Here is a 14,563-nt window from a genome sequence, read left to right as displayed (position 1 = left end):
CCGGTCAGAGCAGATCGCGAGGCACCCTCCGATGCCAATTCCGCGACACCAGCCGCCGGTCCCCCTCGTACCCGTCCAGCCGGGCGTCGATCACGAACTCGTCCCGCGTGCAGCTCACCCGCGTGTACGTCTCCGTCCGCACCCGCCAATCGCCCCGCTCGAACGTGACCGTCCATGAGGTTTCCGCGGCCGGGGAACAGAAATCGTCCGCCACCCACGTGTAACGCTCGTGCACGTCCCGGGTGATCTCCAGGTCGATGTCGTCGTACCGGATCGTGCCCGAATTCTTCACCACGTCCAGCGCCGAACGGTAGTCGACCAGATCCCGCGAGACCGTCCACTTCTGCTCCGGCCGGCTCACCTGCGTGGTCGGCAGCGGCGGCGTCCCCTCCGGTTCGCCGAACTCGTCCGGGGCGACCTCGTCCGGCTCGCCGGTCGGCCGCACCGGCAAAGTCAGCGCGCTCGCGCCGGTCCGCACGGAAAGCGTGACCGGTTCCGGCGGCGGCCAGGCGAGCGGCCAGTACGAAGTGGACAGTGCGAGCCGGATCCGGTGCCCGGCCGGAAACGCTTGCGCCACCCCGTTCAGTTCGAAGTCCACAGTGCACTCTTCGCCCGGGGCGAGCGGCTGAGGGTTCTCGTGCCCGTCCCGGTGCGTGAGGTTCAGCAGCCCGTACGTCACCCGCGTCGCCCGGCCGTCCGGGGCGACGTCCGACAGCCGCGCGGCCACCATCGCCACCGGCCGGTCCGCCGAAACCCGCAGCCGAACCCGTGGCGCGCCAAGGATTTCACAACGCTCGGTGAGCACGTCGGTGTCGAACACGAGCGACCCGCCGTCCTCCTCGCGCTGGTCGTACGGCAGGTCCGGCGGCGCGCTGTACGACGCCCACTTCCCGGCGAACTGCCCGACCGACAACGGCGAAGACACCCTCAGCGTCTCCTCTTCGACCGGCTCGCCGGGCCGCGCGAGCCGATGCGGCTCAAGGGCGTACTCCGTCGGCCGGACATGCGGCGAGGGCCATTCCGCCTCCCCGACCCAGCGCCCGGGACGGTCCTCATAGGACGTCGACGGCGGCACGCTCTCCTGCATCCACGTGCGCAGGACCGGACCGTCCATCACGCCGTTGTCCGCGTTCTTGAGCCAATGGTCCCACCAGCGCACGACTTCCTGCAGGTACCCGATCGCCGGCCCGGGTTCGCCGAGGTGCGGGTACTTGTGCGACCACGGCCCGATCAAGCCTCGGCACGGCACGTCGAGATGCGCCAGCAGCCGGGTGACCGCGTTGGAATACCCGTCAGCCCAGCCGCTCGAGGCCAGCACCGGGCACTGCACGCCGGAGTAGTCCTCGGAAACCGAAGCGTGCCGCCAGTAACTGTCGCGCCGCTGGTGGCGCAGCCACTGTTCGGCCCACAGGCTGCAGTTTTCCAGCCGCTCCCGCCACATGTCGCGCCAGCGGTCCCCCACCAGCGCCGGGTCGGGCGGCATCGTGGCTTCGCCGAACATCGTGCCGGACTCGGCGATGTTGTCCGACAGCAAGCAGCCGCCCATGTAATGCATGTCGTCGGCGAACCGGTCGTCGGTGAACGAGGAGATGACGATCGCGCCGAGGCTCGGCGGTTTCCGCGCCGCGACCTGCAGCGCGGCGAACCCGCCCCAGGAAAGGCCCATCATCCCGGTGCGCCCGTCGCACCACGGCCGGTCGGCGAGCCAGGCCAGCACGTCCTCGGCGTCTTGCTGTTCCTGCTCCAGGTACTCGTCCGCGAGCACGCCCTCCGATTCCCCGGAGCCGCGCAGGTCGACGCGCACGCAGGCGTACCCGTGCCCGGCCAGATAAGGGTGGTGGATCGAGTCGCGGACGGAGGTCAGATCTCGCTTGCGGTACGGGATGTACTCGACGATCCCCGGCACAGGCAGCGCTTCCGATCCGGCGGGCCGCCAGATCCGCGCCGCCAGCCGGGTGCCGTCCGAAACCGGGATCCGGACGTCCTCGTCCTCGATGATCTCGTACGGCAGCGAGGGAAGAGCGCGCGTGATCATGTCTGCCGGGTACCCGGCACCGCGCGGGTGAAACGGTGTTGCCCGCAGCGGGAGAACGGGTACCCGTCGCGCATGATCAGTATGAAAGCCCAGCTGTATCAAGCGTACCTGCGCGTGACGCGGCAGAAGGCCTTCTACGACGACGCGCGCGTGCTGCACCAGCGCCTGCACCGCCACCAGCGGCCGTCGCAAGCCCGGCCGCCGCGGAAGCTGCGCAAGCACTTCGATCTCGAGCACCGCGAGGTGCACGGGTTCGCGTGCTGGACCGTGCGGCCGCGGGCGAAGGCCGGGCTGCATGTCTTCCACCTGCACGGCGGCGGCTACGTCGAGGAAATCGAATCACAGCACTGGGAATTCGCCGCCGACCTGGTGCGCCGGCTCGGCTGCACGGTCACGCTGCCGATCTACCCGCTCGTCCCGCGGCACAGCAACGTCGAGACGATCCCCATGGTGCAAGCCGCCTTCGAGCAAACGCTTGGCGCCGAACCCGCCGAAAACACCGTCCTGTCCGGCGATTCCGCCGGGGCCGCCCTAGCGCTGGCGGTCGCGCAGCGGCTCCGCGACGAGGGCCGTCCGCAGCCGAAACAGACGGTCCTGATCTCGCCGTGGCTGGACGTGACGCTGGAAGACCCGATTTCGGTCGTACTGGACGAACACGACCCGATGCTCGGCATCACCGGCCTGCGCGAGGCGGGCAAGATGTACGCCGAGGGCACAGACCCGCACGACCCGCGGATCAGCCCGTTGTACGCGGACCTCACCGGGCTCGGCCCGTTCAGTCTGTTCATCGGCACCCGCGACGTGCTCCTGCCGGACGCGCGCCGCTTCGCCGACCGCGCCCGCGACGCCGGGATCGACGTCGATTACGCCGAGTATCCCGGCATGTTCCACAACTGGCTCATGCAGCAGATCCCCGAGGGCCGCCAGGCGCGCAACCACCTCGAACGCATCCTCCGCCGCTAGCCGCCGAAACCGCGCCACGACGGCTGGCCGCGACGACCAATCCAGCTGTCGTCGCGGCCGGCCGTCGTCCCGGCCTCACTCCAACGGCAGCGGCACGCCGCGACGACTGGTCCGGTAGTCGTCGCGGCTGGCCACTGTCCCGTCCTCCGCGCGGACAGTGTGGACAGACCGCCGGGCCTTCGCCATATGCCGCCCCGTTTTCACCGCTTCCGCACGGGACTTCGCCGTGTTCGCCGCGCGCTGGTGCCCCTCCACGCGGTTCTTCCACAGCTGGTTCTCATACAGCGTCTCGACGTCGCCCTCCACCGTCCTGTCCCTCCTGGTCAGTCCTCGAATTCGAACCGCAGCCGCTCGCGGCACTTGTCGTACTTGGCCTCGAGCTCGTCCTCGGTGTCCGCGCCGATGATCAGCTCCGCCAGCTCGAACGAGTAGCTGTCCTGCTCCGGCAGCTCCGAAAGCCGCTGGCCTTCCTCCGGGGTGACCGAAATCGTCGTGCCGCCGAGTTCCTCGCACAGCGCGGCGATCTCGGCCTGGGTCGGAATCCGGGTCACCACCGCGTCGCCGTCGAAGCGGCGCAGGTAGCAGCGGCCGGCGATGCGGTACCGCCCGCTGCCGCGCGGGAAGTCCGGTTCCTGGCCGAGCCCCAGCCGCACCATGATCTCGTGGTTGGCCACCCCGTCGACCAGCTCGAACAGCTCCGCGTGCGACTGCGAGTGCCGCGGGTTGATCTCCAGCAGGCACACCTGCCCGGACCGCAGGTCGCAGAAGAACTCGATGCTGAAGGTGCCGTTCTCGAAACCGACCTGGCGCATCACGCGCTCGGCGACGTCGAACATCCGCCGGACCGTCTCGTCCGGCAGCTGCGACGGGTACTGGTGCCGCAGAAACGAGGACCGGCCGGGGAAATCGACCGAATCCAGAGCGGCGTACATGCGCACCTCGCCCTTCCAGACGTACCCCTCGACCGCCGCCTGCACCCCGTGCAGCTCGGATTCGGCGAGGCACGCGGCCCCGCCGACCTCGGCGATCTCCGGGGGCAGGTCGACCTGGCGCAGCACGTCCTCGAACGGGTCCCCGACCCGCCCGACACCCGCCCGCAGTTCCTCGACGGCATCCGCGAAACCCTGCTTGTCCCGCACGTGGAACGCCAGTTCCGACGAGAATCCCTTGACCGGCTTCAGCCACATCGGGAAGTCCACCCCCGGCGGCGGCTGCGGGTCCCCGTCCAGGTCGACGACGCCGAACGGGGGCAGTTCGTCGATCACCTTCCGCTGTTCGAGCCTGCTCCAGTACTTGTGCTCGCATTTGAGCACCGCGGGGAGCGGCACGTGCGGGAGCCCGTGCTCCTCGCACAGCAGCGGGGCCATGGTCGCGGCCGGGAAGTCCCAATAGGACACGATCGCGGCGGGTTCGCCGTCGAAATCGTCCAGCTGCTGGCAGGCCTTCTTCATCAGGTCCGCGAAGTCGATCTCGCCGTGCTGCAGCTCGTCGGGGCTGAGCAGCGGGCGGAACCGCAGCCCGGCCGCCGACGGGAGTCTTTTCAGGATGCGCTCGTTCTCCTCGTCAAGACCGAGCACGAACACGTCGTCAGTCATCGTTCAGCTCTTCCGTCCAGTCAGCTCTTCCGCCCGGTCAGCGCGTCGCGGATCTTGTCGACGAACGCCGCGCCCGGCGCGAGGACCAGGTTCGCCGGCGGGGTGCTCGGCGCGTGCGGATGCGGCCGGGTCGGCGCGATCTTCTTCGCCGCCAGCACCTGTTCGCCCAGCCGGTCCAGCTCCTCGGCCGAACACGCCTCGCGCAGCCGCGGCAGCAGGTCGTTTTCCTCGTCCTTGATGTGGTGGCGGACGTCGGCGATCAGCTTGCCGAGCAGCTCCTCGAACTCCGGTTCGCCGGGGTTCTTGCGCTCGAGCTGCTTCATCACCTTCTCCGCCTCGGCATGCTCCTCGATCTCGTGGTCGGCGATCTTGTCGCCGTCGTCGAGGTGCTTGCGCGCGGCCGGGTACATGAGCTGCTCTTCCGCGACCGAATGCCGGACCAGCTCGGCGATCACGTGGTCGACCACGTCTTTCCGGTTGCCCGCCTCGGGTTCGGCCTCGAGTTCGGCGAACACCCGCTCGACGTCGCGATGGTCGTCGGTGATCACGGTGATGAGATCGGTTCGGGTGGGTGCGGCCATGCTGCCTCCTCGGGTGTCGGGAAACCCTCGGTTACCCGTTGCGCCGCACCGCAACCACCCGAAGCGGAACTACCCGGCCGCGCCGGCTCCCGAGCGCGCCCGGGCGTCGGCGACCACCACCCGCCGCAGCAGGGAAATCAGGGTCTCGCGTTCCGATGCGGACAGTTCGGCGAGGAACACGTCCTGCGAGCGGCTCGCCTCGGCCTTCAGCTCGCGCGTCAGTGCCTTCCCGGCCTCGGTGAGCGCGACGCGGTGGCGCCGCCGGTCGGCCGAGTCGCGTTCGCGGCCGACGAGGGACCGGCGTTCCAGTTCGTCGAGGTATCCCACCAGGTGGCTGCGGTTGAGACCGAGCCGGTCGGCGAGCGCGTGCTGCGCCAGCGGCCCGAAGTCGGAAAGCCCGGCCAGCACGGCGAAATGCGGCAGCCGGAGGCCGTACGTCTCGAGCGCGTCGGCCAGCTCGCGGCGCCCGATCCGCGCGACGTGCCCGGCCAGGTACGAGGGCAGCGCGAGCAGGGTCGGCGGGCGCAGTTCGTCCATGCCGGGATCCTACCCGCTGGACAGCTATCGTTCCGTCAGGTAATCATGTCGTCATGACACGATTCCGGGCCGCCCATGCCTGACTACGGCCACGACCTCCAGTTCGGCGTCATCCTCCTGCCGGAAGCCGCCAGTCCCGACACCGTCACGAGGCTCGCTGAAGCCGCCGACACCGCCGGGCTCGACCTGCTCAGCGTCCCCGACCATCCGTACCGGCCAGACCTGCTCGACGCGTGGACCGTCCTGAGCGTCGTCGCGGCGCGCACCGAGCGGCTGCGCGTGTTCCCCAACGTCGCGAACCTGCCTCTGCGCCCGCCCGCGGTGCTCGCGCGCTCGGCGGCAAGCCTCGACCTGCTCAGCGGCGGCCGCGCCGAACTCGCCCTCGGCGCCGGCGCGTACTGGGACGAGATCGAAGCGCAGGGCGGTCCGCGGTACACGCCCGGCGAGGCCTTCGCCGCGCTCGCGGAAGCGATCGACGTCATCCGTGCACTGTGGACACCCGGGCCGCCCGCCACTGTGTCCGGCACTCGTCATCGGCTCACCGGCACGCCGCCGGGCCCGTTCCCGGTGCACCGCATGGAGATCTGGCTCGGCGCGCTCGGCCCGCGAATGCTGCGCCTGATCGGCCGGGTTGCGGACGGCTGGCTGCCGAGCAGGACCCGCATCCCGCCGGACCGGCTGCCCGCCGCGAACGCGATCATCGACGAGGCGGCCCGGAAGGCAGGCCGCTCCCCTGCCGAGATCCGGCGGCTGTACAACCTGCCGGGGATTCCGTCCGGCAGCACCGACGCCTGGGCCGAGCAGCTGGCCGAACTGGCGCTCACGCACGGGATGAGCGCGTTTCTCTTGTCGGTGGATTCCGCCGACGCGATCCGATTGTTCGCGCGGGAGGTCGCGTCTCGGGTCCGGGAGCTGGTGTCCGCTCGGCGGTGAAGGCGAACCCCGAGGGCCGACGCTGCCCTCGGGGTTCCGCGGATCAAGCAGCCTGCGCCGCCGAAACCTTCCCGCTCAGCAAATGCCCCGCGCCCGGTACCTCCGGCCGCACGCCCAGCTCGCTGAGGATCCGGAACGTCGTGGCCGTGGCCGCCGAGAGCACCGGGATCCCCACCGCGTCCTGGACCGGCTGGATCGACGGCAGCGAAGGCATCTGCACGCACGCCGACAACACCAGCGCGTCCGCCCGCGAAAGATCCAGTTTCCGGTAGTGCTCCAGCAAATCCGCCGGATCCAGCCGCGCCACCGCCAGGTTGTCCGGCACCTCCAGCGAAAGCGAATCGACCACCTCGACGCCCGCGTCCTCCAGGTACTCGATCACCGCCTGAGTCAACGGCATCAGATACGGCGTCACGATCGCGACCCGCTTCGCCTCCAGCGCGGCGATCCCGGACAGGAGCGCACCTGCCGACGAAACCACTGGCGCGTCGGAACCTTCCGCGCGCAACGCCGACGTGATCGACTCCTCGGCGGTGCAGTGATAACCCGGTCCCTGCGCCATGATCGCGACCAGGCACGCGGTCGCCACGACGCCCGGCCGCGCGTCGGCCAGTTCGGTCGCCGCGCGTTCCGCCTGGGCGTTCATCGCGCGCAACTGCTCGGGCGTCACGTGCTGCATCCGCGCGCGGGCCGAGTGGAAGACGAACCGGTCCTCCGGGTACCGCTCCTCGCGGGCGCGCAGCATCCGCGGCAGCTCGGTTTCCATGGTCAGGTTGGAACTCGGGACGATCATCCCGATGTGGTGGTCGGTCATCGCTTCGCCGCCGGGCGCATGTCCTTCACGGTCAGCTCGCCCGCGTCGACGATCAGCTCGTCGTCGAGGTACAGGCTGTTGCCGCGCATCGGGATGTCGAAGTGGCACGCCGTGTCGTTCGGGCCGCCGAGTTCGTTGTTCGGGCCGATCGAGAACATCACGTTGCCGTAGAAGCTGCGCAGCTCCATGCCCATGCCGCCGGGGAACTGGGTGAGTCCGTGCCAGTGCGCCCGCTCGTCGAGGCCCCAGCCGACGTGCGACATGCCGTAGCCGCGCGGGTCGTGGAAGGACTCGATGTAGCTGCGCAGCAGGTCCGCGTCGAGGCCGGACGAGCCCGCGCCGCCGCGGATGTCCTGGATGAAGCCCTTTTCGATGATCAGCTCGACCGGCGTCTGCACGTAGGTGTTGAACGGCAGCAGCACGTCGCCGGGCGCGAGCACGATCTTGCCGTCCACGCCGTCGTCGGAACCGCCGGTGAACACGAACGCGGCGGGCCAGTGGTCCCAGCGGCCCGGCTGGTCGGTGTAGCCGTACTCGCTCATCGTCGGGTACACGCCCAGCTGGTAGGTCACGTCCGTCCCGTGCGGACTGGTGATCCGCATGGTCTTGGCCTTGGCCAGCAGCTCCGCGCCGATCTCGACGCGCTCGCGCAGTTCCTTCGTCGGCATCAGCCGGGCCAGCAGCTCGGGCGGTTCGACGGCGGTCAGGATCCGCGTCCCGGCGGCCTGGATCGCGAACTGCTCCTCGCTGAACAGCAGGAACGTGCAGTCCACGACCATGTCGGCGGCCTTCAGCGCGTCGACGGCGAGCGGCAGCTGGTCAAGACCGGACTGCCCGACCGCCCACGCGCCGGAAGCGCTCGCCGGCGACGGCAGCCGCAGGTGATAGGCCGCCGCGCCGAGCTGCTGAGCGGCCCAGAGGAACGCGTCCGCGTACTCGGCGCGCTCGTGGCCGCGCGTCAGCACGACGACCGTCTCCCCCTCGTGCACGCCGGAAAAAGTCAGCTGGCGCAAGCAGATGTCGTTGAACAGGTTCTGGTCCATGGCGACCTCCTTGATTGTCCGAATACGGATTGTCCGAGTACGCAGAATCGGGGAAAGTCCGTGAGGGGAACCCTGAGGGAATCAGAGTCCCTGAGGGTTCCCCTCACGGACAGCGGGTCAGGTGCGAGCGGCGAGCAGGTCTTTCAGCGCCGAGCGCAGCGCCTGCAGAGCGCGCTGAGGTTCGTCCCAGAAGATCATGTGCCCGGCGTTTTCGATGCCGACCAGCTGATGCGCCGGGTTGACCTGCGCCAGCGCGGTGACGTCGTCCCGCGTCACCACCGGGCTGTCCTGGCCGAACAGCAACACGGCCGGGCCGGCCAGTTTTTCCCACAGCGGAAGGAATTCCTCGGACTCGAACCCCGCGTGCGTCGCGGCGATCGCGGTCCGGGAGCACGACGCGAGCCATCCGGCGCGCAGTTCCTGTTCCCGGCGCGGCCACCGGGGCCACGAAGCGGCGACCTCGTCCGCGTCGGTACCGCGCTGAGCTTGGTCGAGTTGAACGGCGAAAGTGTCCAAAGTGGTCGGATACGGTCGGTCCGCGTGGCTCATCGGCGGGTCCGCGAGGATCGTGCCCTGACCGGAATTCGCGGCCCTGGCGGCGATTCGCGCGCCCATCGAGTGGCCGAACAACAGCGGCTCGGACAGCTGGAGCTGGTCGATGACGGCGTCGACGTCCGCGGCGTAGGCGTCCAGGGCGTAGCTGGGTCCGTCGTCGGACAGGCCGCGGCCGCGGACGTCCAGCACCAGCGGGCGGACCAGGTCGGTCAGCTCGCGGGCGACGAAATCCATGGTGATCGCCGGGCTGGTGATCCCGGGCAGGACCACCAGCGGGACACCGTCGGCCGGGCCGTAGTCGAGGACGTGCAGCCGGACTGGGCCGGAGCGCACCCAGACGCTGGTCGCCGGGACGTCCGCCAGTTCGGCGAGCGCGGGCTGGGTCAGCACCCGGTCGGACACTGAAGACATGCGGGAACTCCTAGCGGGCCTTGGCGAGCAGCTCGACGCCCTCGCCCAGGCCGATCACATCGGCGTATTTGGCTTGCAGGTCAAAGAGAGCGGCGTCGTGCGGTCCGCGCGCGCGGTCGCCGCAGGCGTCCCGTACGACGAGCGTGTTGAAGCCGGACTGCACGGCGTCGACAGCGGTGGCTCGAACGCAACCCGAGGTCGTCGCGCCGCAGACCAGCACGGTGTCCGCACCAAGGCCGGCGAGCAGCGCGGCAAGGCTCGTTCCGTGGAACGCGGACGCGCCCTTCTTGACGATGAGGTGGTCGGTGTCGTGCCGTTCCAGCCGCGGATCGAGCGCGACTTCGGCGCTTCCCTCGCGCAGGCTGCGCATGCCAGGAGCCTTGCGCAGCCACGCGATCGCGTCGCCGTCCGCCTCGGCGGGCGGATAGCTGATCGCGGTGTAGACGACTGGAGCCCCGCTCTCGTGCGCGGCCCGGACCAGCACGTCGGCGGCTTCGACTTCGGCGGAAAGGTCTGCGCCCGAAGGGAATTCCGGTTCGGTGAAGCCGCGGGTCAGGTCGACCACGACCAGCACCGGTGCGGTTCCCCTCGGCACCGCGGCGCCGAACCCCGCGCGGGCGTAGGTCTGGTCGGTCTCGGCGCCGTGCAGTCCGTTCTCAGGCGCGTTCACGGAGCAGCTCCTTGATCAGCTTGTTCTGCGACCGGACCCGCCCGAGCAGCCAGCCCTGGAACAGCCCGAGCGCGCCCGCCGCGACGACCGGGAGATAGCGCTTCGCGTTGGGCGGGAGCAGCATCGACAGGCCGTCCAGCGAATCCGAAGCGGCCGCGGTTGGCGCGGTTTCGGCCGGTTCCGGCGCGCTGCCGCCGTTCTCCAGCAGCGCGCCGAGATTCTGCGCGAACTGCTGCAGGATCCGGTTCGACACCGTGCTGATCGCGCCCTTGCCGAACTGCGCGATCTTGCCCCGCACCACGAGATCGGTGCGCAGGTTCAGCGACGACCCCTTCGGACCGGGCACGAGGGTCAGCGTGACGTCCGCTTCGGCGTCGCCGTTGCCGTGGCTGTCCGCGCCCCGGGCCGACAGCCGCAGCCGGCGCTCGCCCTCGGCGATCTCGGTGAACCGGACCTTGCCCGCGTACGCGGCGCTGACCGGGCCGACCTTGAACTTGACCTTGCCGAGGTAGGACTCGCCGTCGCGGCCCTCCAGCACCGCGCCGGGCAGGCAGCCCGCGACCCGCTCGACGTCGTTGAGCAGCGCGAACACCGTGTCCGGATCGCCGGGGAGGTCAAGGGTGTTCTCGAGAATCATCGGACGGCGTCCTCTTTCCTGGCTGATTCGGCGGCCCGCTTCGCGGCGGTCGCCTCGATCGCGTCCACAATGGTCTGATAGCCGGTGCAGCGGCACAGGTTCGACGACACCGTCTCGCGGATCTCGTCGCGCGTCGGCGACGGCTCCTGGGCGAGGAACCCTTCGGCGAGCATCAGGAAACCGGGCGTGCAGAACCCGCACTGCAGGCCGTGATGCTCCGAAAACGCCTGCTGCAGGTCGTTCGGCTCCTCCGGGGTGCCGAGGTCCTCGACGGTCCGGATCGCGCAGCCTTCCGCCTGCACGGCGTACATCAGGCAGGCGCGCACCGGTTCGCCGTCGACCAGGATCGTGCACGCCCCGCACACGCCGTGCTCGCAGCCGACGTGCGTGCCGGTGAGGCCCACGTTGTGCCGCAGCACGTCGAGCAGCGTCCACCGCGGTTCGACGAGCAGTTCGTGCTCCTCGCCGTTGACGGTCAGGACGATCAGCTGTTTGTCGGTCATGCGCCGGTACCCGCTTTCTCCCGGTCGGCCGCGGCGAGCGCGGCGAGGACGGACTCGGGGTGGATCGGGGTCTGCTCCAGCTGGACCCCGGTGTGCCAGAGGAGGTCGTTGACCGCGTTGAGCACCGCGGCGGGCGCGCCGATCGTGCCGCCTTCCCCGGCCCCCTTCGCGCCGCTTTCGGTGAAGGCGCACGGGGTTTCGAGATGGTCGACGGTGATGTCAGGGATCTCCGCGGCGGTCGGGACGAGGTAGTCGATGAAGCTCGCCGCCGACGGTTCGCCGTTCTCCGCGTAGGTGACCTCCTCGAACAGCGCCCCGGCGATGCCCTGCGCGATGCCGCCGCGCGCCTGCCCGTCGACCACCTTCGGGTTGATCACCACGCCGCAGTCCTCGACGCAGGCGTAGCGGAGGATTTTCACCTGCCCGGTGCCCGGATCCGCCTCGACCACGACCGCGTGCGTGGCGTTCGAGAACGTGCCGTCGCCGGGGACGTCGAACGCCGCGGTGGCGGTGAGCGTCGGCTCGGCTTCCTTGGGCAGCAGGTGGCTGCGCAGGTACGCGACGTCGGCGATCTCCTCGAACGAAAGCCGCTGACTGGGGTCGTCGAGCTGGATGACCCCGCCGTCGCCGTCGAGGCCGACGTTCTCGACGCGGGTGTCCATCAGGTGCGCCGCGATCACGCAAAGCTGCTCGCCCAGCCGGGTCGCCGCCGTTGCCACCGCGGAGCCGCCGATGGTCACCGAACGGGACGCGAAAGTGCCCCAGCCGTACGAAATTCGCTCGGTGTCGCCCTGGCGCAGCTTGACCTTGGCGAGGTCGACGCCGAGCCGTTCCGCGACGATCTGCGCGAACGTCGTCTCGTGGGACTGCCCGTGGTTGATCGTGCCGCTCGTGACCACGACGGAACCGGTGAGATCCATCCGGATCTCGCTCACGTCGAAGCCCGGGACGACAGTCATTTTCCGCTTCGCGAACGCTTCCGAGCCGTAGCCGGTGCGCTCGGAGAAGCAGCTGTAACCGATGCCGATATACGGGTTCTTCTCGCGGAGGTCATACCAGCCCTCGTCGCGGAGGATCTTCTCGCCCAGCTCGAGCGATTCGAGGTAGCTGCCGGGGTCGTAGGTGACCTTGTTGATCCCGGTGTACGGGAACTCGGTGATCACGTTGCGGCGGCGGATCTCCACCGGGTCGAGGCCGAGCTTCCGCGCGGCCAGGTCCATGATCCGCTCCATCACCATGACGTACTGCGGACGGCTGACCCCGCGGTACGGCGCGGTCGGCGCCTTGTTGCTGGTGATCGCCCTGGCCCGCACGCGATAGGCCGGAACCCGGTACACCGACGGCATTTCCGCCGCCGCCATCAGCGGTTCGATGCCGACGGTGAACGGATAGCACGAGTACGCGCCCATGTCGCAGACGATGTCGGACTCGAGCGCGGTCAGCTCGCCCTCCGGAGTGAACGCGGCGCGGGTGCGGTACCGCTGCTCGCGCGCGAGGAACCCGGACGCGAGCGCTTCGCTGCGGTCCTCGATCCATTTCACCGGACGCCGCAACAGTTTCGCGGCAGCCGCGACCGCGATCTCCTCGCGTCCGACAACGCATTTCTGCCCGAAGCCGCCGCCCATGTCCGGGACCACCACGCGCACCGAGCGCTCCGGAATCCGCAGCGAACGCGCCAGCACGGTACGCACCTGGTGGGGCACCTGACTGCACGTCTGGACGAGAAGCTGCTCGTCGCGGTCGTCCCAGGACGCCACCGCGCCGCGGGTTTCCAGCGGCAACGCGTTCTGCCGCCCGCTGCGGGTGACCAGCTCGATCACGCACCCGTCCGCGAACGCTTCGTCCACGCCCGGGGTGTCGAACGCCGTGACGTCGAGCAGCACGTTGTTCGGCGCGTCCTCGTGCACCAGCGGCGCGTCCTCGGCGAGCGCGGTTTCCTCGGACACCACGGCGTCGAGGACCTCGTAACTCACCTGCGCGGCCTCGATCCCGTCCTCGACCGCGTACGGATCCTTCGCGACGACCAGCGCGACCGGTTCGCCGACGAACCGGACTTTGCCGCGCGCGAGGATCGGCATCGTGGTCGGGGTGAATTCCTCGGGCGGACGGTCCAGCAGCGCGACCATGTCGCCGAGTTGCAGGTCTTCCGCCGAGTACGCGGCCACGACGCCGTCCACCTCGCGGGCGGCGCCGAGGTCGAGTCCGGTGATCTTGCCGTGCGCGACGGTCGCGCGCACGAACCCGGCGTGCAGCATGCCGTGGAGGTGAATGTCGTCCACGAACCGCCCCCGGCCGGTGACCAGCCGCGGATCCTCGCGACGGCGCACGGACGCGCCGATCCACTTGCCGCCCCGTCCGTCGAACCGGGGTTCCCCGGGCTTGCCGGCCATCAGCGGTCTCCCCTCTGCCAAGCCTGGCCCAAACTCCGCGCCACCAACGTCCTCGTCAACGCCCGCCGATAGTCCGCGCTCCCCTGCGCGTCGCTCCGCGGATCGATCGCCTCCGCCGCCGCCCGGCCGCATTCGGCGAACAGCTCCGGCCCCGGCGCGCCGTCCGCCAGCACCGCCTCCGCTTCCGGGATCCGCAACGGCGCGGGCGCGACGCCGCCGAGCACCACCCGGCCGCCTTCCAGCGACCCGTCCGCGCGAGGTTCGAGCGAAACCGCCGCCGCTACCGTCGCGAAATCCCCGGCACGCCGGGAAAACTCGGTCAACGCGGATTTCGGCGCCGCCCGGGTGAATCGCACCTCGGTCACGACCTCGTCCGCCTCCACCGCGGTCGCGTAGAAGCCGTAGAACATCTCTCCGGCCGGGATTTCGCGACGGCCGTTCGGGCCTTCCGCGACGATCACCGCGTCCAGCAGCAGCGCGAGCATGCACCACTCCGCGGTGGCGTCGCCGTGCACGAGGCTGCCGCCGACCGTGCCGCGCGACCGGATCGGCAGGTGCCCGACGTACCGCATCGCCTCCGCCAGCACCGCGAAACCGGGTTCGAGCTGGGCTAATTCGACCTGGCGGTGGGTCGTCATCGCGCCGATGCGGAGCGTCGAGCCTTCCTGTGCGAGGTCGGTCATCCCCAGCAGGTCCCGCAGCCGCCCGAGGTCGACCAGGTCGCTCGGGCGGGCCAGCCGGAAGCTCATCATCGGCATCAGGCTCTGCCCGCCCGCGATCGCTTTCGGCTCCCGCCCTTGCCCGGCGAGGTCGGAAAGCAGGCCGACGGCGTCGGCGACATCGTGCGCCCGATGGTAGGCGAACGCGGCGGGCTTCATGCACTTTCCTTTCTGCTG

General features: G+C 70.0%; 15 protein-coding genes. 2 read left to right on the top strand and 13 right to left on the bottom strand.

Going from position 1 to position 14,563, the window contains the following annotated elements:
• Positions 1-4: 4 nt before the first annotated feature.
• On the bottom strand, positions 5-2,035 hold the full coding sequence (locus tag CU254_RS15790; RefSeq protein WP_009077330.1) for a CocE/NonD family hydrolase: 2,031 nt from the start codon (positions 2,033-2,035) through the stop codon (positions 5-7).
• Between the two features lie 72 nt (positions 2,036-2,107).
• On the opposite strand from CU254_RS15790, the gene CU254_RS15785 reads away from it, so the two are divergent.
• Positions 2,108-2,998: an alpha/beta hydrolase fold domain-containing protein gene (locus CU254_RS15785; RefSeq protein ID WP_009077328.1), complete on the top strand. Its 891-nt coding sequence runs from the start codon at positions 2,108-2,110 to the stop codon at positions 2,996-2,998.
• A gap of 75 nt (positions 2,999-3,073) precedes the next feature.
• On the opposite strand, the gene CU254_RS15780 is transcribed toward CU254_RS15785, so the two are convergent.
• The 4 genes from CU254_RS15780 to CU254_RS15765 form a co-directional block, all read right to left on the bottom strand.
• Positions 3,074-3,304: a DUF2188 domain-containing protein gene (locus tag CU254_RS15780; protein ID WP_009077327.1), complete on the bottom strand. Its 231-nt coding sequence runs from the start codon at positions 3,302-3,304 to the stop codon at positions 3,074-3,076.
• A gap of 17 nt (positions 3,305-3,321) precedes the next feature.
• Positions 3,322-4,593: an acetyl-CoA carboxylase biotin carboxylase subunit family protein gene (locus CU254_RS15775; protein ID WP_009077325.1), complete on the bottom strand. Its 1,272-nt coding sequence runs from the start codon at positions 4,591-4,593 to the stop codon at positions 3,322-3,324.
• A 20-nt stretch (positions 4,594-4,613) separates the two neighbouring features.
• Positions 4,614-5,174: a hemerythrin domain-containing protein gene (locus tag CU254_RS15770; RefSeq protein ID WP_009077324.1), complete on the bottom strand. Its 561-nt coding sequence runs from the start codon at positions 5,172-5,174 to the stop codon at positions 4,614-4,616.
• Between the two features lie 69 nt (positions 5,175-5,243).
• The gene (locus CU254_RS15765) at positions 5,244-5,711 is read right to left on the bottom strand and encodes a MarR family winged helix-turn-helix transcriptional regulator (protein WP_009077322.1); all 468 of its coding nucleotides are present in this window, start codon (positions 5,709-5,711) and stop codon (positions 5,244-5,246) included.
• Positions 5,712-5,786: 75 nt separating this feature from the next.
• Here CU254_RS15765 and CU254_RS15760 point away from each other — a divergent pair, with 75 nt between their 5' ends.
• Entirely contained in the window at positions 5,787-6,644 is an 858-nt protein-coding gene (locus tag CU254_RS15760; protein ID WP_009077321.1) for an LLM class flavin-dependent oxidoreductase, read from the top strand.
• Positions 6,645-6,687: 43 nt separating this feature from the next.
• Here CU254_RS15760 and CU254_RS15755 read toward each other — a convergent pair whose 3' ends face one another.
• From CU254_RS15755 to CU254_RS15720, 8 genes are all read right to left on the bottom strand, one after another.
• Positions 6,688-7,458 carry an aspartate/glutamate racemase family protein gene (locus CU254_RS15755; RefSeq protein WP_009077319.1) on the bottom strand — a complete coding sequence of 257 codons (771 nt, stop codon included), beginning with the start codon at positions 7,456-7,458 and terminating at the stop codon, positions 6,688-6,690.
• Positions 7,455-8,501 (bottom strand): hypothetical protein, encoded by a 1,047-nt coding sequence (locus CU254_RS15750; protein WP_009077317.1) that lies wholly within the window; start codon positions 8,499-8,501, stop codon positions 7,455-7,457. The genes CU254_RS15755 and CU254_RS15750 overlap by 4 nt, the downstream gene beginning before the upstream one ends.
• 117 nt (positions 8,502-8,618) lie before the next feature.
• Complete coding sequence (locus CU254_RS15745; protein WP_037713783.1) at positions 8,619-9,467, bottom strand: alpha/beta fold hydrolase; 849 nt, start codon at positions 9,465-9,467, stop codon at positions 8,619-8,621.
• A gap of 10 nt (positions 9,468-9,477) precedes the next feature.
• The gene (locus tag CU254_RS15740) at positions 9,478-10,137 is read right to left on the bottom strand and encodes an isochorismatase family protein (RefSeq protein ID WP_009077313.1); all 660 of its coding nucleotides are present in this window, start codon (positions 10,135-10,137) and stop codon (positions 9,478-9,480) included.
• Entirely contained in the window at positions 10,124-10,774 is a 651-nt protein-coding gene (locus CU254_RS15735; RefSeq protein WP_009077311.1) for an SRPBCC family protein, read from the bottom strand. Before CU254_RS15735 ends, CU254_RS15740 begins: the two co-directional genes overlap by 14 nt.
• On the bottom strand, positions 10,771-11,277 hold the full coding sequence (locus tag CU254_RS15730) for a (2Fe-2S)-binding protein (RefSeq protein WP_009077309.1): 507 nt from the start codon (positions 11,275-11,277) through the stop codon (positions 10,771-10,773). Before CU254_RS15730 ends, CU254_RS15735 begins: the two co-directional genes overlap by 4 nt.
• On the bottom strand, positions 11,274-13,667 hold the full coding sequence (locus CU254_RS15725) for a xanthine dehydrogenase family protein molybdopterin-binding subunit (protein ID WP_009077308.1): 2,394 nt from the start codon (positions 13,665-13,667) through the stop codon (positions 11,274-11,276). Before CU254_RS15725 ends, CU254_RS15730 begins: the two co-directional genes overlap by 4 nt.
• Entirely contained in the window at positions 13,667-14,545 is an 879-nt protein-coding gene (locus CU254_RS15720; RefSeq protein ID WP_009077307.1) for a xanthine dehydrogenase family protein subunit M, read from the bottom strand. Before CU254_RS15720 ends, CU254_RS15725 begins: the two co-directional genes overlap by 1 nt.
• Between the last annotated feature and the right edge of the window lie 18 nt (positions 14,546-14,563).

The organism is Amycolatopsis sp. AA4, from assembly GCF_002796545.1.
GTDB lineage: Bacteria > Actinomycetota > Actinomycetes > Mycobacteriales > Pseudonocardiaceae > Amycolatopsis.
This window is presented reverse-complemented; position numbering and strand designations above follow the sequence as displayed.